The organism is Acinetobacter sp. 70_2, from assembly GCF_056736115.1.
Window position 1 is genome coordinate 1 of the sequence record NZ_JBWZIP010000002.1, and the last position, 23,879, is coordinate 23,879.

The window sequence follows — 23,879 nt, forward strand, 5'->3', positions numbered from 1 at the left end:
CTGATCCCTTCCCGAACTCAGAAGTGAAACCTCTTAGCGCTGATGGTAGTGTGGGGTTACCCATGTGAGAGTAAGTCATCGCCAGCTCATTATTCCAAACACCCCCATTCTAAAGAGTGGGGGTGTTGCTTTATGGGCGGACTTTAATTTTTAATAAAAGATAGGTCCAAAATTAGATTTGTATTGTTACTATATTCTATGAATATAATGATGAACTCTATTATTTTTGGGTACGTCCATGAAAATCAATTCTTTCTCTCCAATACCTGAAGATGATGAAGAGCTATCTTTGCCTGCATTGATTTATTGGGCATCTCTAGGTGATATCGATCAAGTAAAAGAATTACTAATAGAGGGAGAGGATCCTAATCAGATAGATGATGAGGGATATAGTGCTCTACAAGCAGCTGCTGAAAATGATCATTTAGAAATAGTTCAACTCTTAATTGAAAAAGGTGCGCGTGTCGCTTACAAAAGTGAATACACAGCATTAGAGCTTGCAGAAATGGCAGGTAATACTAATATAGTGGAGTATTTAAAGAGTTTATAAAATTAAAAAGGCCTCTTTTGTTTAGAAAAGAGGCTTTTTGTTCAATTTAAGACAAATGATATTTTTGCAGCTTTTCAACAATTGATTGAAGTCCTTTTACTTCAAATTCATTGGCTTCAAATTTTTCATCTTTATTGCGTTTAAAGATATCTCGTATTTCTATTACAGCATTTGGGTCAACAATATTTAAACTTGAAGTGACTTGGCGTATTTGGCTAATAGAACGAGAGCCATTTGTTGAGCCATAGCCAATAAATGCGGCTGGTTTACCACTCCATTCTTTACCTACATAGTCGAGTGCATTTTTTAAAGCTGGACTGTAACCATGATTGTACTCGGGGCTAATAAAGATAAATGCATCAGCTTTGGCAATTTTATCTGCCCATTCTTGTTGTTTAGGTTGATCATAAATACCTGTTGCAGGTGGGTGAGAGCCTGAAAATAATGGTAAATTCCACTCTTTTAAATCAATTACTTCTGTCTGAAAATCTTCTAGATTAAATGATGGAATTGCTGTTTCTAACCAATTGGCAATTTTAATAGCTGTGCGTCCTTCACGAACACTTCCTACGATGATATAGACCAGCATATATTTTTCCTAAGGATTTTTATCTTTATAACTTAATTCATTACATAGGACGTGAGAATATAGAATTTGTAAGGATTCTTATGTCATGCATAAAACTTAAATAATAAAAAAGCCCTCAATCGAGGGCTTTTTTTACATTAACTTAATGCCTTGCTGGCCAGTTGGAGTTACTTTGAATATCTCTACTTCAAAAGTAATATTTTTGCCAGCTAAAGGGTGGTTGAAATCAATTTCAGTAATATCATCATTCACTGACTTCACGACGCCAAATAAAGTTGCTTTTGCTTTATCTTCAAACTCGATCATGTGACCAGGAATAGGTCGTTGTTCGAATTTAACCGTATCAAAAGTTTGTATATTTTCAGGGTTCCAAGGACCAAAAGCATCTTCTGGTGGAAGATGTACAGTACGTCGATCACCTGCACGTAAGCCGAATAAGGCTTTCTCAAAACCTGGTAACAAGTTACCGTCGCCAATAGTCAAGCTAACAGGTTCTTCACGGCTACGTGTATTGTCAATTTCTACGCCATTTTCAAGAGCAACAGAAAAGTGTAGGTCAACTTTAGAACCGTCAGTAATACGAATTTCTTCATTAGGTTGAATAATTTCGGTCATATTATGCATCCGAATTTTTAGGTCTTTGCTTCTCAAGGAAGAATGTATCGATGAGTAGCAAAATGGTACCTAGAGTAATGGCACTGTCCGCAATATTAAAAGCTGGAAAGTGATGATTTTGGTAATAAACATGAATGAAATCGACCACATAACCTAAAGTAATACGGTCAATTAGATTACCGAGTGCTCCACCTAAAATTAAAGCGATAGCTACAGGTAGCACCACCATTTTTTTAGGCATACGCAGCAACCAAAATACAAAAAGTATTGAAACTAAGCCTGCCAAAGATGTGAAGAAATAGCGTTGCCATCCCCCCGCATCAGATAAAAAGCTAAAGGCTGCACCATAGTTATGTAATAGTGTCCAGTTTAAAAATGGAAGCACAGGTACAGGATCTGCATAGTTCAGATGTGTACTTGCAATCCATTTTGTCCATTGATCCAAAACAATGGCAAGGACAGAAAGTCCAAGCCAAATGAGGTTGTGCGGATAAAACTGGAATAAGCCTTTTTTAGCTTGTGAATTAGGCATATTTTCTCACTTCGCCACGACCAGTGACGTTCACAATACAACGACCACATAAACCAGGATGATCGGCGTGTGTATTTACATCAGGAAGGACATGCCAGCAACGTGCACATTTTTCACCTTCAGCTGCAGATACTTGTACACGTAAGCCTTCCATTTCAGTTGCTTCACCTTGTTCAGCAAATGGATGTACTACTACTTGCGAAGTAATAAGAACAAAACGGAGTTCATCAGCCAGTTGGTTTAAAACTGTTTGTAATGATTCATTTGCCCAAAGTTCAACCTTGGCTGAAAGATTACTACCGACAAGTTTAGCGTTACGAGCTGCTTCAATCTGTTTATTTACTGCAGATTTTACGCTAATCAATGTTTGCCAGTCTGCTTCAGAAAGCAAGTTTGCTTTTGATGAAACAGGTAGGTCATACCATTCAGCTGTAAATACATACTTTTCAGTTTGTTCTGGAATAAGTGGCCAAGCTTCTTGAGCTGTGAAGCTTAGAATAGGACTCATCCAGCGAACAAATGCTTGTACGATATGGTAAAGCGCTGTTTGTGCAGAACGACGTGCTTGTGAGTCAGCCTTAGTGGTGTATTGACGGTCTTTGATGATATCTAGGTAGAAACCACCTAAGTCATTAATACAGAAGCTTGTTAACGCACTACACACGACATGGAAGTTCATTTCTTCATATGCAGTGATAATAGTTTGTTGTACTTCATTTGCACGTTGCAAGATGTATTGATCAAGAGCGATAAGATCATCTACTGCTAAAGCATCTGTACTTGGTTTGAAACCATTTAAGTTTGCAAGCAAGAAGCGTAGCGTATTACGGATACGACGGTAGCTATCACTTACACGGCTAAAGATTTCTTTTGATGCTGCAATTTCATAGCGATAGTCGCTAGACGCTACATATAAACGTAAACCGTCGGCACCAAGTTGTTTGATGATTTCTTCAAGCGGAATATAGTTGCCTAAAGATTTCGACAATTTACGGCCATTTTCATCCACTGTGAAACCATGTGTTAACAAGGCTTTGTATGGCGCACGATTATGAATTGCCATAGACGTTAATAAAGAAGATTGGAACCAGCCACGGTGTTGGTCTGAACCTTCTAAATATAAGTCAGCAGGGCTTTCTAATTCTTCACGTTGCTCAAGTACAGCGTAATGCGTTGTACCAGAGTCAAACCATACATCAAGCGTATCGCGAACCGCATTGTACTGTTCAGCATCTTCACCAATGAAGTCTTTGGCTTCACGGTTAAACCATGCATCAATACCTTCTTTTTCGATAAGTTTTGCAACTTCTTCGATGAGTTCAGGCGTACGAGGGTGCAATTCATTCGTATCTTTATGAACGAAGAAAGGAATTGGTACACCCCAAGTACGTTGACGTGAAATACACCAGTCTGGACGGCCTTCAATCATTGATTCAATACGGTTTTTACCCCAGTTCGGTACAAACTCGATATCATTTTCAATGGCGTTAAGCGCACCTTCACGTAAACCTTTTTGATCCATGCTGATAAACCATTGTGGTGTAGCACGGAAAATAATAGGAGTTTTATGGCGCCAGCAGTGTGGGTAGCTGTGTTTAATCGGTTGATGAGCCCATAAGCGGCCTACAGCACCTAAAGCTTCAATAATCTTTGGATTGGCTTTATAGATGTGCTCACCAGCAAAGATTGGTGCGGTTGGTAAGTAAACCCCGTTACCACCCACTGGGTTTTCAACTTTAAGGTTGTATTGAATACCTACTTTATAGTCGTCTGCACCGTGGCCAGGCGCAGTGTGTACAGCACCTGTACCGCTTGTTGCGATAACGTGTTCACCCAAAATAACCGGAACTTGGCGATCGGTAAGTAAAGGGTGTTGTAAAGTAAGGTTTTCAAGAGCTGAACCAGTAAAGTCAGCTAAAACAACTGGGTTTTCAAGCTTGTAACGCTCAATTGCAGAAGCAACTAAGTCTTTAGCAAGAATAAAGTTTTGCTTACCACGTTCAGTAGTCACTTGTACCAATTGATATTCAATTTCGGCATGCAATGCAACTGCTTGGTTCGCTGGCAATGTCCAAGGTGTAGTGGTCCAGATCACGATATCAGTTGGATCTTGAACATCTACATTTACACGAGCGCTTAAGTCTTTTAAATCTACAACGCCAAAACCAACGTCAATTGCGTCAGATTTTTTATCTTCGTATTCAACTTCAGCTTCAGCAAGAGCTGAACCACAGTCCATACACCAGTTCACTGGCTTTAAGCCCGGCTGGATATGACCATTTTTTTGGATTAAACCTAAAGCACGAACGATATCGGCTTCTTGATTGTAGTTCATGGTGAGGTAAGGATTATCCCAATCACCTAAAACACCAAGACGTTTAAAGTCAGCACGCTGTAAATCAATTTGTTTTAGCGCATATTCACGGCAGAGTTTACGGAAAGTCGCTGCGTCAACTTTTTCGCCTACTTTACCTACTTTTTCTTCAACTTTTAGTTCGATTGGCAAGCCATGACAGTCCCAACCCGGAACATAGGGCGCATCGAAACCTGCCAAAGTACGGCTTTTTACGATGACGTCTTTGAGTACTTTGTTAACCGCATGGCCCAAGTGAATTGTACCGTTCGCATATGGAGGACCATCATGCAAAATATATTTTTTCTTGCCAATACGCGATGCACGAATCTGCTGATAAATGTTGTCGGTATACCACTCTTCTAACCATTTCACTTCACGTACTGCCAAATTTGCTTTCATTGCAAATTCAGTATCCGGCAGGTTTAGCGTGGCTTTGTAGTCCACTGCATTTTCAGTAGTTTGCTTATCGCTCATGCAAGTTGTCTTCCAGTTTAATCAGCTTGGGAGCCGACATGTTTTACAATCAAAATTCGAATTAAAAAGGAAATTGTGTCGTGTCTTTACGATATTGTCGTAATTGTTGCACGTCATTATCAATTCCTGCCTTAAGTGCCTCAAGCGAAGGGTAGTTCAATTCACCATGAAGATAGTGAAGAAAAGTCACCCGCATAAATAAGCCATACAGATTAGCAGAAACATCAGGGAAATGTACTTCTAATCTCCACTCTGGATGCTCTTGCTGAATGGCTGGGCGAGTACCGACATGACCTGCACCATAAAGGCTATTTTCATGATATCCGGCAATTCCCGGTTTTTCAGGCGAGTCCTGAAGCACTTTTTGAGTTAGCGAAATTGTTTCGCAAATGACTTCAACGCCATAAATACCATTTAAACAAGGCTTATGGCGGTTGAGACGGACATTAATCGTTGGAAAATCTAAAGTTCGTCCAATTTGGTCGCCATATTGAACTCGTCCAGTAATACTGTATGGACGGCCTAATAATTTAGCAGCTAAGGCAAGATTTCCTACCTGAAGCACTTGGCGAATACGAGTTGAACTGACGCGTTCACCTTCGAGTTCAATCGTATGTAAATTTGTGACTTGAAAGCCGTAATTTCTTAAAAATTCGCTGTTGCCTTGACGGTCTTTGCCGAAATGAAAGTCATCTCCTAAAACCAAAGCCTGCGCATTTAATTTGTCTTTTAATAAATCTGCGAATTCTGATGCGCTCATGCTACGGAAATGCTGGTCAAATTTGGCAACCGCAATGTAATCCACCCCAAGTTCAGCTAGATATTCAACTTTTTCCCGTAATGAATTAATACGAGGTGGAGCATCGTAGCCTTTAAAGAACTCAAGCGGTTGGGGCTCAAAAATCATGACCAATGTTTTTAAGCCTTGTGCTGCAGCAATTTTTTTGAGTTGAGCAATCATCGCTTGGTGACCTAAATGGACACCATCAAAATTACCAATAGTTACCGCTGTTTGCGGCAACTGGAAATTGGGCGATAACGCATTAAGACGAAGCAGTTTCATGAACTTAAAATATGGCTATTTTTGCAAGGGCTATATATTGCCATAATCTCACAGATTCGTCTTGTTGTTGTGTTTTTACTCAGGTATTTTTCAATATGAATATCTTTTATATCTAAAAAATTGATGAATTAAATAAAAATAAATCAATTTTTCTTATTATTAATTTATCCTACTATAGCTTCATCCACTCTTTGACTAGAGATTCAAGATGAAAAGACCCTTTTACCAATTAAATCAAAGTAAAGATGTTATACGGCATTTTACCCCAAATTGGTTTACAGCAACTATGGGTACTGGTGTGGTGAGTATGATTTTAATTCAGCTTCCATTTGCCAAATCATTTTTATTCACACTAGCAACTTTGTTATGGCAATTTAATATTGTTCTATTTAGTGTTTTTTCCGGTCTTTATTTATTGCGGTGGTTTCTTTTCCCTCATGAAGCGAAGCAAGTATTTAATCATCCAAATATGAGCTTGTTTTTAGGCGCTATACCGATGGGGCTCGCAACCATATTAAATGGCTTTTTAAGCTTCGGTGTCGGGCTTTATGGTGAAGTAGCAATCCATATTGCTCAAGCTTTATGGTACGTCGATGTCTTTTTAGCGTTAGCAATTGCTTGGATTGTGCCGTTTTGCATGTTTAGCCGTCAGAACCATCAGCTACATACCATGACTGCAATCTGGCTTTTACCTGTCGTTGCTTGTGAAGTAGCAGCAAGCTCTGCGGGCATGTTGGTTGCACACTTACCAGCAGATTTGCATAGCTTTCATTTATTAATGGAGGGCTACGTACTTTGGGGAATTTCTGTTTTACCTGCATTCGCTATTTTGACCATTTTAATGCTGCGTATGGCTTTGCATCAGTTACCGGAAAAAGAAGTCGCAATTTCTAGCTGGTTATCTTTAGGTCCAATTGGAACAGGTGCGTTAGGTCTATTGTTGCTAGGTGAACAGGCAAAAAGAGTGGCGCCAAACGTAGGATTTCACCAATTTGCGAATGTCTTTCAAGCTTTAGGAATTGTGGGCAGTCTTGTGCTTTTAGGCTTCGGGTTATGGTGGCTTGGTCTTGCAATTTTAACAACGCTTCGTCACGCAAAGACAGGTATTCCATTCAATTTGGGTTGGTGGGGCTTAACCTTTCCATTAGGCGTATTTATTCTTGCACTGTTTAATTTAGGAGATCAAGTTGAAATTGTATTTTTACAATACGTTGCTGTGGCATTGAGTCTTTTATTATTGACAATGTGGAGCGTTGTAATGAAGAAAACCTTAGCCGGAGCCTATAGTGGGCAACTGTTCTTCTCTCCATGTTTAATCGCCTTACAACAAAAAATGCAGTAATAGTGAAAAGGTGCAAAAAAGCTTTTGCACCTGATTTATACTTATTTTCTAATTTATTTAATTTTGATTTGAGCTTTTTGAATGAACAAAGATATCGCTTTAATTATGGCACTTCCCAATGAATCTAAAGGTTTATTTGAGCAAGCAGGTATTGAAGTCCATTATAGCGGTATCGGTAAAATCAACGCTGCCTTTAAAGCATTTGAAGTCATTCAAAAAACAGGCTGTAAAACTCTAATTAACTTAGGTTCGGCAGGAAGTTCATCTTTTAATCGACATGATTTGGTCGAAGTAAAAACTTTTGTGCAACGTGATATGGATGTTTCACCATTAGGGTTTGAAGTCGGTGTAACGCCGTTAGATGAGCACTTACCTGCTGAAATTCATCTTCAATCACATTTTTCTGATTTACCAAAAGGCATTTGCGGGACAGGGGACTCATTTGAAACGGGTCAGCCGAAAGTCGCGTGTGATGTGGTAGATATGGAAGGGTATGCCTTGGCCAAAGTTTGTCACAAGCTAGGTGTACGCCTAATTTCAGTCAAGTATATTACTGATGGCGCAGACAATACCGCTCATTTAGATTGGGAAGAAAATTTATTATTGGGCGCGCAAAAACTCTTGGCTCTTTATCAAAATCATTTCTAAAAAAAGATCGGCAAATTTGCCGATCTTTTTTTGTTTTAACGAGGGATTACGCCGTAGAGCATGAGATGTACTGTATGCTCAATTGAGCGCTGGAACATACTGCGGTTACGAAGTGTTTTACCAGTCACCATTTCCATTTGAGTGGCAAAATCGGCATAGTTTTGCGTAAGGCCCCAAATATTGAGTATTAACAGCTCAGGATCGATATCTGGAGAAATTTTCCCTTCTTCTTGCCAAGTCTGAATGACTTTAGCTTTGCGCTTAAATAGCTTTTTCAAAGGCCCTTTCAGTATAGGCAAAATGTGCGGAGCCCCTTGGATAATTTCCAAAGCAAATAATCGCGAAGCCTTTGGTTGGCTACGAGAAAGTTCGATTTTTTGTATTAAATAGTGAGACAAAGCTTCGGCTGGTTCTAACTCAGCTTCTAAAGTTTGTAAGGGAGCAAGCCATTTTTGTAAAACTGTGGTCAGCACTTCCACATATAAAGACTCTTTATTTTCATAGTAATAGAAAATATTCGACTTATGCATGTCAGCGAGTTGGGCAATTTCATCCAGACTTGCACCACTAAACCCATATAGTGAAAACACATCAAGGGCGGCAGCAAGAAGCTGATTGCGCTTTTGAGTACTCTTCTTTTGTTCCATTTGCTGCATAAATTAAAAAGATAGTGTTCCCATTGTAAGGTAAATCGTTTGATTTGTGCACAGGTGTCTCACTTTTTTAGTGAAAAAACGGATAGTTATTTGAGCAATAGATATACTATTGTGCAAAAAATAGAGAGATTCACTAGTTTATTGTTATTCTTAAAAATATTTTTTGATCTTCGCCCTAAAAAAGAGCAATAAATCATCAGTTTTATTGCTCGTTAATTGGGCATTTTTCAGTTGAATGGTTCTCATTACTCATCTTAACCTTAAGTTGCTAAGACTGCGTCGAGTACTTGTTGTTCAAGCTGGGCAAAAGTTATGCTCTTTTTCCGCGGACGTGGCAAATTCACTTGGAAACTTTGAGCAATTTGACCCTTATCTAATAGGATAATACGGTCGGCCAACTGCACTGCTTCACTCACATCGTGTGTGACCAAAATGGCAGTAAAACCTTGCTCTTTCCATAAACGTTCAATCAAGCTTTGCATCTCAAGACGGGTGAGCGCGTCTAATGCACCTAACGGCTCATCTAACAGTAAAATACGTGGAGTATGCGATAACGCACGGGCTAAGGCTGTACGCTGACGTTGACCACCTGAGAGCTGTGAAGGCCATTGTCCCGATTTTTCTTTGAGGCCCACTTTTTCCAGTAATTCTTCTGCTAAAGCATGTTGTGATTTTGGTAGTCCAAGTTGAACGTTTTGAAGAATATTTCGCCAAGGAAGTAGGCGGGGGTCTTGGAACATAACCCGAATGTCATCGTTAGTAATTCCTTCACGTAAATGTCGGGCAGATTTAAACTTGATCTCACCAAAACTTGCTTTTTCAAGTTGGGCAATTAAGCGTAATAAGGTACTTTTACCGCAGCCACTACGACCTACGATCGCTAAAAATTCGCCCGGTTGAATATGCAGGTTAAGATCTTCAAGAACCTTCACCTCACCATAAAATTTATAAAGCTGTTCAATCAGAATCTCTGCACCTACTACAGGCTCTTGTGACTCTGGATGATTTTCTGGAATGAGCTCTACGTCATTCTGATTAATATTTAAATTCAGATTTGTCATATTTTAAGCTCCCTTATTTTTGATAACCAGCGTGCCAACGTAGTAAATAGCGTTCCAAAATTTGTGCTAAAACATCGGCTAACTTGCCTAATAGGGCATAAAGAAGAATACCGACCAGAACTACATCTGTTTGCAAAAACTCTCGTGCATTCATGGTCATATAACCAATGCCAGCTTGTGCTGAGATAGTTTCGGCTACAATGAGTAATACCCAAACCAAACCTAACGCAAAACGTAAACCGACTAAAATAGAAGGCATCGCACCAGGTAGAATAATTTCTTTGTAAAGCTGCCAGCGAGAAAGACCATAGCTTTTACCCATCTCAATCAATTGAGGGTCAACTGACCGAATACCGTGGTAGGTGTTGATATAAATAGGGAAGAAAACACCTACTGCAACTAAGAATAATTTTGCTGTTTCATCAATACCAAACCACAAAATCACAAGCGGAATAAGCGCAAGAGCCGGAATATTACGAATCATTTGCAAGGTCGTATCGAGCAGGGTAGAGGCGAAGCGCGAAGACCCATTGAGCAGACCTAATAGCAAACCTAAACCACCGCCTATTAGAAGCCCAAGCAGTGCACGACCAGCACTTACCTTAACGTGATGCCATAATTCGCCGCTAACGAGAAGATGCCAGAAAGCGGAAACGACAGCAGTCGGGGCTGGCAAAATACGGTTTTCTAAAAGACCCGAACTTGAGGCAATTTGCCAGATAACCAATAGAACAATTGGGAAAATCCAAGGCAGCAAACGCTGCCCGATTTGTTTTGTTCCACGTGAAACAATAGTTGTATCTTTACTCATGCAGGCTCCTTGACGGAACTATTTTGCTTCTTCTCGTCTGGAACATAGTTGTTGGCAATAATCTCACCGAATGGACCAGTTAAGTTTGGCTGAGCAAGTTTAGCTCGGGTCTCAATTGGTAATAATGGGAATACTAACTCTGCAAAGCGAATTGATTCTTCAAGGTGTGGATAGCCTGAGAAAATGAAGGTATCAATGCCAAGGTCTGCATACTCCTGAATACGAGCAGCAACTGTTTCTGGGTCACCTACAAGTGCTGTACCTGCACCACCACGCACTAAACCAATACCTGCCCAAAGGTTTGGAGAGACTTCTAACTTATCTCGGTTGCCACCATGTAGCGCGGCCATACGTTGTTGGCCTACGGAGTCCATTTGAGCAAATTTTTCCTGTGCTGCAGCAATAGTTGCATCGTCCAGATACTGAATAAGCTCGTTAGCTGCTGCCCATGCTTGTTCGTTGGTTTCGCGAACAATGACATGCAAGCGAATGCCATAAGTTAATTTACGGCCTTTAGCCTCTGCTTTTTCACGAACATGCTCGATCTTTTCTTTCACGGCTGCTGGTGGTTCACCCCAAGTGAGGTAAGTGTCTACTTGCTCAGCTGCAAGGTCTACAGCGACGTCTGAAGAACCGCCAAACCAAAGTGGTGGGTAAGGCTTTTGGACAGGTGGGTAAAGTAGTTTTGCATCATCTACTTGTAAACGTTCACCGTGGAATGTAAAAGCTTCACCTGTATGTGAACGCGTCAAAATTTCACGCCAGATTTTTACGTATTCATTGGCAGTTTGGTAACGCGTTGAGTGATCTTCATATAAACCGTCACCGCGTAGTTCTGTTTCATCGCCACCTGTCACCAAGTTGAGTAACACACGACCATTCGATAGGCGGTCAAATGTTGCAGCCATACGTGCAGCTAAAGCTGGTGTGGTTACCCCCGGACGTAACGCAACTAAAAACTTAAGGTGCTGAGTTGCATCAATAAGGCTAGCCGCCGTAATCCATGGGTCTTCACATGAACGGCCCGTTGGAATAAGTACACCTTCGTAACCCAAGTTATCTACCGCTACAGCAATTTGCTTCATATAGGCATGGTCAACCTGACGAGCGCCTTTACTTGTACCTAAATAGCGACTATCACCGTGGGTAGGAATAAACCAGAAAATTTTCATGTGCATTACCTATATGTCTATTGAAATTACTTGGCACCCCAAACAGCTTGTTTAATGCTGATTGGTTTTGGAATGATGCCTTGTTGAGTAAAGATGTCTGCAAGTTGCTGCTGCTCAGCAATCACTTTGCTGTTCAGCGGAGCTGCTGCTGATGGACGTGGACGACGTTTAATAAATAAGTCGCTGGTTGCAGGTTTTAGGCCTGTACTTTGGCCAATCACACTTGCAGTTTCTGCTTGATGGCTTTGAACCCATTTGTCAGCTTGATTGATCTGTTTGATGAGTTCAGGAACAGCTTTTGGATATTGCTTAACAAAATTTGGAGCGGCTAAGTAAAAGGTATAGTTCGGGCTTAGACCTTTACCAGATGCAAGTACACGAGCTTGGTCTTCTAGTTGTGCTGAAGCGTAGTATGGATCCCATATTGCCCATGCATCAACAGCACCTTTTTGGAATGCAGCGCGAGCATCGGCAGGAGTAAGCCAAATTGGCGTAATGTCGCTCCATTTTAAGCCTGCTTTACGTACGGCCTGTACAAGTAGGTAATGTGAGCTAGAACCTTTTTGCAAGGCAATACGCTTGCCTTTAAGGTCTTTAAGCTGGGTGAGCTGTGAGTTTTTAGGAACTAAAATTGCCGACGCCAATGGCTTAGCTGCTTCATAAGCAATGTAATATAAAGGCTTGCCCGCTGCTTGAGCATAGACTGGTGGTGTGTCTCCAGTGACTCCAACATCGAGTGAGCCAACAGCCAAGGCTTCTAAAATTTGTGGGCCGGCAGGGAACTCATTCCAAGTGATTTTTGCATTTGGAAATTCTTGTTCAAATAATTTTTGCTGTTTGGCAATTGCAAAGTTAATCGAGCTTTTTTGAAAACCAATACGAAGCTCTTTTACAGTAGGATCTATTGCCCAAGCGGGTGCAGCAATCGTTAAACCTAAGACAGCGACTGCGCTAAAGCGCTTAACTAATTGGGCCCACTGACCCTTATTAAATAATGATTGATGTTGCATATTGATATCCTTGTTCCCTTAAGGCAAAGCACAGCATTTACATCGTTATTTAAACTGTGCCAAGCTGGGTTTATTTCAGTTTTAAAATGGCATCTTGAATGGTGAGCTTGTTTGGAATGAGCTTTTGCGCATAAAAGGCATCGGCTACATATTGTTGTTCTTGGGCTACCTTGTCAGATATTGGCTGAACACCAAAACCCATACGTGAAATAGAAGTTTTGAGTACATCAAACTCAAGTGCAGTAGGTTTTTCGAGTAGCTTAGCCGCTTCATCTTGATGCGTGCTTACCCATTCAGTTGTCTGATTTAGCGTTTGCACAACAGTGTTGAGTACTTTCGGATTACTTTCTGCAAATTTACGATCAGCTAAGTAAAACTGATGATTGCTTACCAAGTTTTCACCTGTTGCTAAAACGCGGGCTTGAATTTGATGTTCAGCTGCTGCAAAGAACGGATCCCAAATTACCCACGCATCGACAGCTCCTTTTTCAAAAGCAGCACGTGCGTCTGATGGTGGTAAATAAACAGGTTGAATATCACTTAAGTTCAAGTGATTTGCTTCTAGAACTTTCAATAAAAGGTAGTGAACATTTGAACCTTTATTCAGTGCGACACGTTTGCCTTTTAAATCTTGAATAGAGTGAATAGGAGAGTCTTTTTGTACCAATAACGCTTCTGCTTTTGGTGCAGCAGGTTGGTTTGCAACATAGACTAAATTTGGATTGGCTGCTTGAGCAAAAATAGGTGGTGCTTCACCTGCTTCACCCAATGAAACACTTCCGACATTTAGTCCTTCAAGTAATTGAGGACCTGCAGGAAACTCGACCCATTTCACTTGTACGCCTTGATCTTTGAGTGCTTTTTCCAAGTCACCACGAGCTTTTAAAATAGGAAGGATGCCATATTTCTGATATCCAATATTTAAAGTTGTGGTGGTGTGTTCCTCTTTTTTGGCACAACCACCTAGCATCATCACTCCCGCAAGGCTGGCAGCAATGACTGAATATTTTGCCCATGAAGTGGAATTAAAAAGTGCCATGTGGTTTCGTGCTCCCCGAAAGAGAAAAAGAAAAATAATTGGATGAGCAGATACCCTAAAGGGATTTTTATTTCATAAAAAATAAGTATTCAGTCTTTATTTATGCAAAAAAAAGCTAAAAACATTCGGCGATAAACTTATGCAAAAAAATGATTTATTAAATAGAATAATATTTAAAAAATAGTGCTTAAGTTTTTGTAAATAAAGTGAAAAATATGAAATGAAGAAAATTTAAAGATTTAAAAAAAGTACAACCATATATTAATCGTATTTATGGTTGTACTTTTTGGACTAAGCTTATCTGAAATAAGAATATCTTAAAAAATGCAAAGCCTAGGGAAGCAGTTTTTTAAAGACTAAAGAATTTCTTTGGTAGTTATAAAGTGCCTGACGGGCATTTGGTAGTTCATCCACAGTAACTTGGTGGAAACCGTGTTCTAAGAACCAGTGCGCGGTACGGGTGGTTAAAACGAACAATTGACGAATACCTTGTTGTTTGGCCTTTTCCTCAAGGAATTGCAGAATCTGGCTGCCACGGTTGGATTTGCGATAACTTGGGTGTACTGCTACACAAGCAATTTCTGCCGAACGAGTTTCATTAAATTCAGTTGGAATTGGATAAAGAGCAGCACAGGCCAAAATCATACCGTCTCGTTCAATAACCGCAAACTGGCTAATTTCTTGCTCCAGACGTTCACGTGAGCGATAAACCAAAATACCTTCTTCTTCTAACGGACGTAATAGGTTCATTAAACCACCGACATCTTGAATATGCGCCATACGAACTTCTTCATAATGCGCATCGGTAATCATGGTACCCACACCATCACGCGTGAACAGTTCTTCAATGAGTGCGCCATCATAGGCATATGAAATCAAATGAACACGGTGTACACCCGATAGAGAAGCTTTTTTTGCTTCTTGTAAATGTAGGGTTAGGGTGGGGCTACTGGCTTGGTATTGTTGAATATAGTAGTCAAGTTGATGCGGACTCAATTCACGCAATAATTGTCCTTCTTCATTGAGCAAACCTTGTTGCTCACCTAAAAAGATTAATTTATCTGCTTTTAAATAGGTTGCAGTTTTCGTTGCTACTTCTTCAGCTCTTAAATTAAATACTTCACCTGTGGTTGAGTAACCAGTCGGGCCAAGTAAAACAATATTATCGTTATCAAGATGACGCTCAATCGCGTCGGTATCTATAGAACGAACTTCACCCGTAAGCTGAAAATCCATGCCATCACGAATACCGTAAGGTTTAGCAGTTACGAAATTACCTGATACAACATCTATTCGAGCGCCGTACATTGGAGAGTTAGCCAATCCCATAGATAACAGTGCTTCGATTTCTAAACGAATAGACCCGACAGCACTCATGACACAGCTTAATGATTCACGCGTGGTAATACGGCTGTTTTCATAAAAAGGAGTTTCGATACCTTTATCTTTCAGGTTTTGATTAATTTGTGGACGTGCGCCATGGACTAAAATTAAGCGAATACCGAGTGAATGCAATAAAGCAATATCATGGATAATATGCTCGAAATTAGGGTCGCGGACTGCTTCACCGCCAAACATTAGAACAAAAGTTTTATCGCGATGGGCATTAATATAAGGTGCTGAATGTCGGAACCAATGTACATAATGTTGGGTGTTATTATGTGATTTCTCTAAAGACTTAGTTGGCATACCGATCTCGAATCAACAGCAAAAAGATATAAAGATGATTCTAAACAAAAAAGCTTAAAGTCGCATGTATTAGATAGAAAAACACCCAAATTACATTTGGGTGTCTGATGTTTTATTAAATTAATGAATCACTTTAATGATTTTATGGCTTTGTTCATTTACCAGTACATAGTTTCCATTCACTTTATACCATTTTTGAAAACGCCCAGGTTTGGTCAATTTCTGGTGTGAGCGATAGTCAATTGCATAACGTGGGTGTTGATATTGATGCGGCACAACTTGGCCTTCTCGCCAGATATTCGCATGGTCATCTTTGTGAATCACTTTGACTGGTCTGACATCATGGTCTCGGTAGTTACCATGATGGTCATGATCATTTGGTGCAGCCATTGCTGTTGTTGCGATTAAACCACTCATTGAAAGAACAATTGCTGTTGTTAGTTTTTTCATCATGAACCTCGAATGATCAATTAAATTTCGATAATTGAAGGTTAGTGAAAAATTACAGATAAATCGTGAAGGCTAAGAACAATAAATGTGAAAAATATCTATCAAATAAGAAGAAATTTAGAATATATAAGTTTTTAATATCTTATTGATATAAAAATAAAAAAGGATAAAGCCCATTGGCTTTATCCTTTTTATTAACTGATAGTGAGGAGCTATCAGTTTTATAAGCCACGAATGCTAACAATACTGTTAGAGTCTGTGTCGACTAAAATATAGTCATTGTTAATTTTGTACCATTGCTGGTTACGGTCTGGTTTAGGCAAGTTACTGTCTCTATAGTCGACCTTATAGCCATTGCCGCGATAATGCTGTGGCATGACATAACCTGGCTGCCAGCGATGTTGTTTTAGACGCTCAAAACCGCGTTCTTCACGCATACGGCGCTCATCGCGAAAACGATCTTCATCATCGTCACGGTCATATTTGTGCCCACGATCATTCCATTCACCACGAGGCCCACCTTTAGGCCCTTTCTGGCCATGTCCTCGGTCAAATGGAGGATCAGCAAAGCTTGCCATACTGGTGGTCAGTACAGTGATGCTAAGGGCTAAGATGGTGAACAACTTTTTCATGATGCATCCTCGTTTACATCTGATGTCTCTCATGTTGAATACTGTACGCGCAAAATGCAGAGAAACTGTGAAGATCATTTAATGCTTCAATTAAAATTACGGATAAATCCAGTGTTTTATCAATAATAAAAAAGGCTTGTATATATCTTTTCAGGTATAGCCAAGCCAGATGTGATGATCGGCCGTAATTTATTTTAGCTTTTCATCTATAGTTATTTAATCCTGTGCATCAATACTTTGACCATTGAGCGATAGGCTATCTTCACCCATTAAATAAAGATAAGCCGGCATGATTGACTCTGGCGTTGGTAATGTTTTCGGATCTTCTTCAGGATAAGCTTTTGCACGCATTGCTGTACGTGTTGCACCTGGATTAATGCAGTTAAAGCGAATATTTGGATAAGTATGCTCGGCTGCAAAAATCTTGCTCACCGCTTCAATCGCGACTTTAGACACTGAATATGCGCCCCAGAGTGCACGTGCTTCGCGACCTACGCCAGAGCTGGTAAATACAACAGAAGCGTTATCTGATTTTTGCAAAAGCGGAAGTAGTGCTTGAGTCAGGGCAAAAGGCGCACGTAAATTTACTGACATCACATCATCCCATACCTCTGCTGGATAATGGGCGAGTTCTACTCGGTCACCTAAAATACCGGCATTGTGCAAAATACCATCTAGACGTCCAAATTGCTTTTCAAGTGTACTCACTAAAAAGTCATAATCACGATCAGAAGCACTCGAAAGCTGGAGTGGTAAAATTGCAGGTTGAGGGGCGCCTAAACCTTCAATTTCGTCATAAATTACTTCAAGTTTATTTAAGGTTCTACCATGCAAAACCACAGTTGCACCGTGTAAAGCATAACTGAGGGCCGCAGCTCGCCCAATTCCATCACCTGCACCGGTGATTAAAATAATTCGATCTTTGAGTAGATCTGGACGAGGTTGATATTCTGAATATTTCATTGGTAAACCTCCTTCTTTTTATATTGATATAAATAACCGTTAAAAAAGCCTGTAAAACTCTTGTGTTAACCTATCATACGCTGATTTTCCTGTAGAGCAGGAAGCTTTTGACGTAACATCTCGTGTAATTCTGTCACCGTATTTACAATCGAATCAGCTTGCCAAGCAGCTAGATCATCACGATGTTCAATAGGTAAATAACCGTATGCTGCCAAGATGGTATACATATTTGCATTGCGACCAGCATCAATATCACGAGGGTGGTCACCTACATAAATAATTTCATCTGCTGGAATATTTAACTGTTTTGCAGCCAAATACATCGGTTCCGGGTCTGGCTTAGTTTTAGAAACATCTTCTGGACATACCAACACTGCACAGCGCTCAGTCAGGTTTAATTTCTCTAATAATGACTCACTTAAACCGCGTGGTTTATTGGTCACAATACCCCACGGAATTTGCTGAGCTTCTAACTCTTCTAAAAGCGGATACATCCCTTCAAACAGGTCTGTGTCGACGACAATATTATTGCCATAAATATCTAAAAAGTTCTGGCGATGCGCCAAGAAAATTGGATTGGTCACATCCAGTTCTGGATAGACCAGTTTGACCATCGCACGTGCACCTTCAGACACCTGAGTGCGGATGAGGTCTGCTTCTACCACAGGACGTCTTTCATCTCTGCACATTTGTTGAATAATACGGATAAAGTCGGCAGCCGTGTCGATGAGCGTGCCGTCTAAATCAAATAAAACAGCTTTCATCATGCACCTGTCTTTACTGTATGAACCATATAGTTAACATCAACATTTGGTGCTAACCAATAACGTTTCGTAATAGGGTTGTAGTGTAAGCCCGTCATTTCTTTTAACGTTAGGCCTGCATTACGAATGTCATGTGCCATTTCTGAAGGGCGAATGAACTTGTGATAATCATGTGTACCTTTTGGAAGCATGCGTAGCACGTATTCAGCACCAATAATAGCGAACAAATAAGATTTTGGATTACGGTTAATGGTCGAGAAGAACACATGACCGCCCGGTTTAACCAAAGCCTGACATGCTTTAACAATAGATGCTGGGTCTGGAACGTGTTCCATCATTTCCATGCAAGTGACCACATCGTATTGACCAGCTTGTTCTTGCGCCAACTCTTCAACTGGAATTTGACGATATTCAATATTTTGAACATTTTCTTGTTGAGCATGCAAACGGCCTACGGCTAAAGGCGCTTCACCCATATCAATGCCCAGTACATCCGCTCCACGACGTGCCATGCTTTCAGCTAAAATACCGCCACCACAGCCGACATCAAGAACCTTTTTACCGGCAAGACCACCAACACGTTCGTCAATCCAATTTAAACGTAATGGGTTGATTTGATGGAGTGGGCGAAATTCAGAATGTTGATCCCACCATTTGGCAGCAAGTGCTTCAAATTTTGCGATTTCTTGTAAATCAACATTCAATTGCGACATGGTGTCACCTCTAAACTTGGGTTATCTTTTTGATGTAGTTCGCCGTTAGTGTAGCGATTATTGGGAAAAAAGCGATAAACCCAATAAAAAACTTCACAGAAGCAAAACGAATTTAGCATATTTGTTTTATATTTAGGGCATAAGCTAATGCATAACAACTTAGAGGAAAAGCTGTAGCAATGAAAAAATTGGTTTTGGGTGGTTTGAGTGCAGCAATTATGGCCGTATCGGGTAGTGCAATGGCAGCAGATTTCGTTGCTGGTAAAGACTACACCGTGATTGCCAATCCAGGCAAAGTGGAAGTACCGGGGAAAATCGAAGTACGTGAGTTCTTTTGGTATGGCTGTCCGCACTGTTTTAAACTTGAACCACATATGCAAGCGTGGTTAAAACAGGCGCCGAGTGATATACGTTTCGTACGTACACCAGCTGCTATGAACAAAGTATGGGAACAAGGGGCACGTACTTATTATACATCTGAGGCATTAGGTGTACGTAAGCGCACGCATTTACCACTATTCCATGCGATTCAGGTAAATGGTCAGCAGATTTTTGACCAAGCTTCTGCGGCTAAGTTCTTTACTCGTTACGGTGTGCCTGAACAAAAATTTAATAGCACTTACAACTCATTTGCTGTAACTGCAAAAGTTGCCGAGTCAAATAAACTTGCTCAACAGTACCAATTAACAGGTGTTCCAGCAGTTGTCGTTAATGGTAAATATGTTGTACAGGGTGAAGATGGTAAAGTTACTCAAGTACTTAACTACTTAATTGAGAAAGAACGTAAAGCAAAATAATTTTGATTGCGTTAGAAAAAGGGCTTCATTAGAAGCCCTTTTTTAATATTTAATTACTTTCACAATCACGAAATAATTCAATTAATTTTGATGACCTTCTTCTTCAATCTGGAAATTTAGCGCATCAAAATTGGTGGTTTGAGTAGGTAGTGACAATGCCTGATTAATATATAAATTAATTAATTTTTGGCGAGAACCAATCGAACGCTGATAGTAAGTCGAATTTAAAAGTAGTGATGCGCCGTAAGTCAGTGACCAGATATAAGATAAATAGTCACGAATCGACATATCATAATTTAATGATTTTAAATAACTTTCGGTAATATCTTTAATCGCTAGAATACGTTGCTGACGGATTTCATACAGCTCTTCAAAAAGGTGCTTCAACTTAGACTCTGTCATCGTCAGATTTTCTTCAAGTTGATGCAATAAAATGGTTTTTCCTGGGGTGAGTAAATGATGAAGCATGTAACGCGGTGCATACTCTTTGAAATCAGTATTATATTTTTGAGAAATTTCTAAAATTTGTTTTTCATTTTGAATAATGAGTTCAAGCAGAAGTTCATTTTTACTTCTAAAGTGCTTATAAAGCGTACCTTTTGCAATATCTAGCTCGGCCACTAATTCATCTAGAGTAATTTCCTGATTGTTTTCTAGTAACAATTTTTCAGCAACGCTTAGAATTTTTTCTTTGCGCATCAAAAATTGTGTATGACGATCAAGATTCATAGGTATTCCCGCACCAGTTTGGCCTAACGAATAGTTTACTTCCTGTAAAAAGAAAAAGACTTTTCTCGAAATTTTAGCCTTTTTCTTTCACTCTTTACGTATTAACACATAACCTGTTTTTTGTCATTTGCCAGTTTTACCGTTCCCAGTTGGCAATGCCTCTAAACAGTAAGCGAACTTGTGTAGATGCATTTTCAATAAAGGCAGTTTGCTGCTGTTTGAGTTGCTCACCTTGATATTGTTTGGCTAGGTTGAGCCACGTCATTGCCCACGTAAATGACATATTTGTCAAAATGGTAGATAAGACATTTAAGTCTTGAGGGTTTTGAATATGTTTAAAATTTTCGAGCTTAGTGAGATCTGTCGTTAAGTCTTCAATTAAAAATTCAATTTCTCTGGCAATGGCTGCACGAACGGTTTCCGAGCCGCCCCAACGTTCAGCAATCATAAATTGCCATTGTTTCGGGCTATGGTTCACTGCCTGCACAAATAGCTCAATGCTGGTTTGAGTTTTAGCAGATTTATGTTGTAAATAACTTTGTCCAAGTTGATGCAAAACGCTTTTTAAATGCAGCGCGACTTGATCAACCAGTTCTTTACCGAGTTCATCCATGTCTTGAAAATGACGATAGAACGCTGTTGGTACCAAACCTACTTCACGTGCAACTTCACGCAAACTGATACTACTGAACGAACGCCCAGACGTACTCAGATGCAAGGCTGCATCGAGAAGTGCCTGACGACTTTGCTGTTTTCGTTCATCCCGTATCGACATTAAAAAAACCTATTTAAACCGTGAGCCAAAGTCTAACAAAAAAGAGCAAACTTTCATAAAAAAAAAAATAGTGAACAAGTGTTGACTGAGTGAACACTTATAAATATAGTGTACATATGTTCACTATACGAACATGTGTTCACTCAAATAAATAGCCAGAAACAAAAGAGGAACGTATGAACGCAACACTTAACTATCAACCGCATTGGGTTCGAGAAGATTTCGTTGATTTTATTTTGCAAAAAATTAACGTGTCTTGGGCTTGGAAAAGGGTACTTGCAGAAGTTACCGTAGTTCAGCCACTTCATACCGATATGGTGCTCATCAAGCTTAAACCGAATCGTAATTTTAATTTTGATCAGGCTCGTGCAGGTCAAAGTATTTTACTGACTTTACTTATCGATGGTGTTTACCAACAGCGTAGTTACTCGATTATTGAAGTAACCACTCAAGGTGAAATCGCTTTAGGTATTAAAGTACAAGGCTTGGTGTCTCGTGCAGCTCAACTATTACATGTCGGTGAGTGTGTTGAAATTTCACAGCCACAAGGTGATTTCACTTTGCATCAAGGCCAGCAGCCTGCGATTTTGATTGCTTCAGGAAGTGGCATTACTGCAATTTATTCACTCTTGCAGCAAGCTTTGAAACAGCAGCTTGAACAAATTCATGTCATTTATTTTAATCGTGCAGAAATTTTTCATGCTGAATTAAAAGCTTTGGCAGAAAAGCACCCACAGCTTCAATATCATTTTTTTAATACTACTGAGCAAAAGCAGCATTTAACGGAAAGCTTACTGCAAAAGCTGGTTCCTGACTTTGAGCAAACAGCAACGTATGTTTGTGGTCATCACGGCATGATGCAACAGGCAAATGAAATTTATGCTCAAAAAGGTGCTCAGTCTCAGCTTCATCAAGAGTATTTCCAACCACTTCAAGTGACTGGTACACATGCAGCACAGCCTGTTATTTTCCGCCGTGCCCAACACGAGTTTTTAGCTGAAACAAATTTACTGAGCAGTGCAGAGCAAGCAGGACTACGTCCGCAACATGGTTGCCGTATGGGTGTCTGCAATAAATGCAGTTGTACCAAAGTAAGCGGAGTGACTCAAAATCTGTTAACAGGTGAAATTGAAGATCAACCGAACCGTCCAATTAAACTATGCGTGAGCCAGGCATTAAGCCCAGTCACGATTGATCTATAAAAAGAATTAAAGAGGATTAACCCTATGAATATGGCATTAGAATTTTCTACCGTTTCTAAATCTGCTCATTTAACACCTGAACAGACTGAAGAGTTTGGTCGCCGTGTTGAACAAATTCGTCAAGAAGTGATGCAAAGTCTTGGTGAACAAGACGCAAAATATATCTACAAAGTACGTAATTTTGTTCGTTATACCGAAATCGCATCGCGTGGCATGTTGATGTTTGGTGGGTGGATTCCACCTGTTTGGTTATTGGGAACAGGCTTACTTGGTATTTCTAAAATTGTAGAAAATATGGAACTTGGTCATAACGTTATGCACGGTCAGTTTGACTGGTTAAATGAACCAAGTCTGAACGGTAATACTTACGATTGGGATACTATTGCCTCGGGTGATGACTGGCGTGAAACACATAACTATGTGCACCACACCTATACCAATATTGTCGGTAAAGACCATGATGTTGGTTATGGCATTTTGCGAGTAAGTGATCAACAGAAGTGGGAACCTCGCCACCTGTTTAATATTCCACTCGGCCTACAGTTAATGTTTTTCTTTGAGTGGTATGTAGGTGTACAAAACTTACATCTTGAAGATGCATTAGTTTATAAAACCAAGAGCTGGAAACAAGTTTGGAAAGATTCGGCTAAAGTCCGTAAAAAAGCCACACGCCAAGTTTTAAAAGATTATGTATTTTTCCCTGTGATCTCTGGCCCTATGTTTTTACCGGTTTTTGCAGGAAATGTAGTTGCGAATATTATTCGTAACTTGTGGTCATCTGCGGTGATTTTTAATGGTCACTTTACTGAAGATGCAGAAACGTTTGAGCCGGATAATACCGACACTGAAACTAAGGCAGAGTGGTATTTACGTCAGATTCGTGGTTCAAGTAATTTTAGTGGGACAGAGTGGCTGCATTTTATGAGTGGTAACTTAAGTCATCAAATTGAACACCATTTATTTCCAGATATGCCTGCCAACCGCTATAAAGAAGTAGCCCCGAAAATTAAGGCACTTTGCGCTGAATATGGTATTCACTACAACGAGGCGAACTTTATGCGCCAGTTCTGGAGTGTATGGGTACGTTTAGCAAAATGTTCACTGCCAAACCATACCACAGGAAAAGTAATGCAGACATTGGAAAAGTTAAAAGCAAAATTTAAATTTGCGTAATCTTAGTTAATCCAAAATAGCTCCTTTTTAGGGGCTATTTTTATTTTTGAGTTATGAAACTTGCAGACTTACAT

The 23,879-nt window shown here is 39.9% G+C and carries 25 protein-coding genes and 1 rRNA gene; 7 read left to right on the forward strand and 19 right to left on the reverse strand.

Going from position 1 to position 23,879, the window contains the following annotated elements; all coding sequences use genetic code 11:
* Together rrf and AC1PJ9_RS00990 are read left to right on the forward strand one after the other, a co-directional pair.
* Positions 1-87 (forward strand): 5S ribosomal RNA (rrf, locus tag AC1PJ9_RS00985); the annotation flags it as partial.
* Positions 88-238: 151 nt separating this feature from the next.
* Positions 239-550 (forward strand): ankyrin repeat domain-containing protein, encoded by a 312-nt coding sequence (locus AC1PJ9_RS00990; RefSeq protein WP_311086666.1) that lies wholly within the window; start codon positions 239-241, stop codon positions 548-550.
* Between the two features lie 46 nt (positions 551-596).
* Here AC1PJ9_RS00990 and AC1PJ9_RS00995 read toward each other — a convergent pair whose 3' ends face one another.
* From AC1PJ9_RS00995 to ribF, 5 genes are all read right to left on the reverse strand, one after another.
* Positions 597-1,139: an NADPH-dependent FMN reductase gene (locus AC1PJ9_RS00995; RefSeq protein ID WP_311069970.1), complete on the reverse strand. Its 543-nt coding sequence runs from the start codon at positions 1,137-1,139 to the stop codon at positions 597-599.
* Between the two features lie 132 nt (positions 1,140-1,271).
* Positions 1,272-1,754, reverse strand: a complete 483-nt coding sequence (locus tag AC1PJ9_RS01000) for an FKBP-type peptidyl-prolyl cis-trans isomerase (RefSeq protein WP_311086667.1) — start codon at positions 1,752-1,754, stop codon at positions 1,272-1,274.
* A 1-nt stretch (position 1,755) separates the two neighbouring features.
* Positions 1,756-2,286 carry a signal peptidase II gene (gene lspA, locus AC1PJ9_RS01005; protein WP_001133879.1) on the reverse strand — a complete coding sequence of 177 codons (531 nt, stop codon included), beginning with the start codon at positions 2,284-2,286 and terminating at the stop codon, positions 1,756-1,758.
* Complete coding sequence (gene ileS / locus AC1PJ9_RS01010) at positions 2,279-5,116, reverse strand: isoleucine--tRNA ligase (RefSeq protein ID WP_311086668.1); 2,838 nt, start codon at positions 5,114-5,116, stop codon at positions 2,279-2,281. The genes lspA and ileS overlap by 8 nt, the downstream gene beginning before the upstream one ends.
* Before the next feature lie 61 nt (positions 5,117-5,177).
* Positions 5,178-6,179 carry a bifunctional riboflavin kinase/FAD synthetase gene (gene ribF, locus AC1PJ9_RS01015; RefSeq protein ID WP_311086669.1) on the reverse strand — a complete coding sequence of 334 codons (1,002 nt, stop codon included), beginning with the start codon at positions 6,177-6,179 and terminating at the stop codon, positions 5,178-5,180.
* Positions 6,180-6,387: 208 nt separating this feature from the next.
* Between ribF and AC1PJ9_RS01020 the strand changes: the two genes are divergently transcribed.
* Positions 6,388-7,521 (forward strand): TDT family transporter, encoded by a 1,134-nt coding sequence (locus tag AC1PJ9_RS01020; protein WP_311086670.1) that lies wholly within the window; start codon positions 6,388-6,390, stop codon positions 7,519-7,521.
* 81 nt (positions 7,522-7,602) lie between these two features.
* On the forward strand, positions 7,603-8,169 hold the full coding sequence (locus AC1PJ9_RS01025; protein WP_311086671.1) for a 5'-methylthioadenosine/S-adenosylhomocysteine nucleosidase family protein: 567 nt from the start codon (positions 7,603-7,605) through the stop codon (positions 8,167-8,169).
* A gap of 35 nt (positions 8,170-8,204) precedes the next feature.
* Here the strand turns inward: AC1PJ9_RS01025 and AC1PJ9_RS01030 are convergent, their stop codons facing one another.
* The 12 genes from AC1PJ9_RS01030 to ubiG form a co-directional block, all read right to left on the reverse strand.
* Positions 8,205-8,825 carry a TetR/AcrR family transcriptional regulator gene (locus AC1PJ9_RS01030; protein ID WP_004706123.1) on the reverse strand — a complete coding sequence of 207 codons (621 nt, stop codon included), beginning with the start codon at positions 8,823-8,825 and terminating at the stop codon, positions 8,205-8,207.
* 260 nt (positions 8,826-9,085) lie between these two features.
* Positions 9,086-9,886, reverse strand: coding sequence for an ABC transporter ATP-binding protein (locus AC1PJ9_RS01035; protein WP_004706121.1), 801 nt, complete (start codon positions 9,884-9,886; stop codon positions 9,086-9,088).
* A 13-nt stretch (positions 9,887-9,899) separates the two neighbouring features.
* On the reverse strand, positions 9,900-10,697 hold the full coding sequence (gene ssuC / locus AC1PJ9_RS01040; protein ID WP_311086672.1) for an aliphatic sulfonate ABC transporter permease SsuC: 798 nt from the start codon (positions 10,695-10,697) through the stop codon (positions 9,900-9,902).
* Complete coding sequence (gene ssuD / locus AC1PJ9_RS01045) at positions 10,694-11,869, reverse strand: FMNH2-dependent alkanesulfonate monooxygenase (RefSeq protein ID WP_311086673.1); 1,176 nt, start codon at positions 11,867-11,869, stop codon at positions 10,694-10,696. The genes ssuC and ssuD overlap by 4 nt, the downstream gene beginning before the upstream one ends.
* A 26-nt stretch (positions 11,870-11,895) precedes the next feature.
* Positions 11,896-12,879, reverse strand: coding sequence for a sulfonate ABC transporter substrate-binding protein (locus AC1PJ9_RS01050; protein ID WP_311086674.1), 984 nt, complete (start codon positions 12,877-12,879; stop codon positions 11,896-11,898).
* Between the two features lie 70 nt (positions 12,880-12,949).
* Positions 12,950-13,918, reverse strand: coding sequence for a sulfonate ABC transporter substrate-binding protein (locus tag AC1PJ9_RS01055; RefSeq protein WP_022574307.1), 969 nt, complete (start codon positions 13,916-13,918; stop codon positions 12,950-12,952).
* A 333-nt stretch (positions 13,919-14,251) separates the two neighbouring features.
* Entirely contained in the window at positions 14,252-15,607 is a 1,356-nt protein-coding gene (gene argA / locus AC1PJ9_RS01060) for an amino-acid N-acetyltransferase (RefSeq protein ID WP_311086675.1), read from the reverse strand.
* 120 nt (positions 15,608-15,727) lie between these two features.
* The gene (locus AC1PJ9_RS01065; protein WP_311086676.1) at positions 15,728-16,057 is read right to left on the reverse strand and encodes an RcnB family protein; all 330 of its coding nucleotides are present in this window, start codon (positions 16,055-16,057) and stop codon (positions 15,728-15,730) included.
* 221 nt (positions 16,058-16,278) lie between these two features.
* Positions 16,279-16,689 carry an RcnB family protein gene (locus tag AC1PJ9_RS01070; protein ID WP_263612641.1) on the reverse strand — a complete coding sequence of 137 codons (411 nt, stop codon included), beginning with the start codon at positions 16,687-16,689 and terminating at the stop codon, positions 16,279-16,281.
* Between the two features lie 216 nt (positions 16,690-16,905).
* Positions 16,906-17,652, reverse strand: a complete 747-nt coding sequence (locus AC1PJ9_RS01075) for a YciK family oxidoreductase (protein WP_263612642.1) — start codon at positions 17,650-17,652, stop codon at positions 16,906-16,908.
* A 65-nt stretch (positions 17,653-17,717) separates the two neighbouring features.
* Entirely contained in the window at positions 17,718-18,419 is a 702-nt protein-coding gene (locus tag AC1PJ9_RS01080) for an HAD family hydrolase (protein ID WP_311086677.1), read from the reverse strand.
* Positions 18,416-19,129: a bifunctional 2-polyprenyl-6-hydroxyphenol methylase/3-demethylubiquinol 3-O-methyltransferase UbiG gene (gene ubiG / locus AC1PJ9_RS01085; RefSeq protein ID WP_311086678.1), complete on the reverse strand. Its 714-nt coding sequence runs from the start codon at positions 19,127-19,129 to the stop codon at positions 18,416-18,418. Before ubiG ends, AC1PJ9_RS01080 begins: the two co-directional genes overlap by 4 nt.
* Positions 19,130-19,308: 179 nt before the next feature.
* On the opposite strand from ubiG, the gene AC1PJ9_RS01090 reads away from it, so the two are divergent.
* Positions 19,309-19,926 (forward strand): thiol:disulfide interchange protein DsbA/DsbL, encoded by a 618-nt coding sequence (locus AC1PJ9_RS01090; RefSeq protein WP_263612645.1) that lies wholly within the window; start codon positions 19,309-19,311, stop codon positions 19,924-19,926.
* An 81-nt stretch (positions 19,927-20,007) separates the two neighbouring features.
* Here AC1PJ9_RS01090 and AC1PJ9_RS01095 read toward each other — a convergent pair whose 3' ends face one another.
* Positions 20,008-20,655 carry a TetR/AcrR family transcriptional regulator gene (locus AC1PJ9_RS01095; RefSeq protein ID WP_311069977.1) on the reverse strand — a complete coding sequence of 216 codons (648 nt, stop codon included), beginning with the start codon at positions 20,653-20,655 and terminating at the stop codon, positions 20,008-20,010.
* Between the two features lie 136 nt (positions 20,656-20,791).
* Positions 20,792-21,430 carry a TetR family transcriptional regulator gene (locus AC1PJ9_RS01100; protein WP_000027529.1) on the reverse strand — a complete coding sequence of 213 codons (639 nt, stop codon included), beginning with the start codon at positions 21,428-21,430 and terminating at the stop codon, positions 20,792-20,794.
* Between the two features lie 176 nt (positions 21,431-21,606).
* Here AC1PJ9_RS01100 and AC1PJ9_RS01105 point away from each other — a divergent pair, with 176 nt between their 5' ends.
* Both AC1PJ9_RS01105 and AC1PJ9_RS01110 read left to right on the forward strand, forming a co-directional pair.
* Positions 21,607-22,632, forward strand: coding sequence for a ferredoxin reductase (locus tag AC1PJ9_RS01105; protein WP_311069978.1), 1,026 nt, complete (start codon positions 21,607-21,609; stop codon positions 22,630-22,632).
* A 30-nt stretch (positions 22,633-22,662) separates the two neighbouring features.
* Positions 22,663-23,805: a fatty acid desaturase family protein gene (locus AC1PJ9_RS01110; RefSeq protein WP_311070023.1), complete on the forward strand. Its 1,143-nt coding sequence runs from the start codon at positions 22,663-22,665 to the stop codon at positions 23,803-23,805.
* The last annotated feature ends 74 nt before the right edge of the window (positions 23,806-23,879 follow it).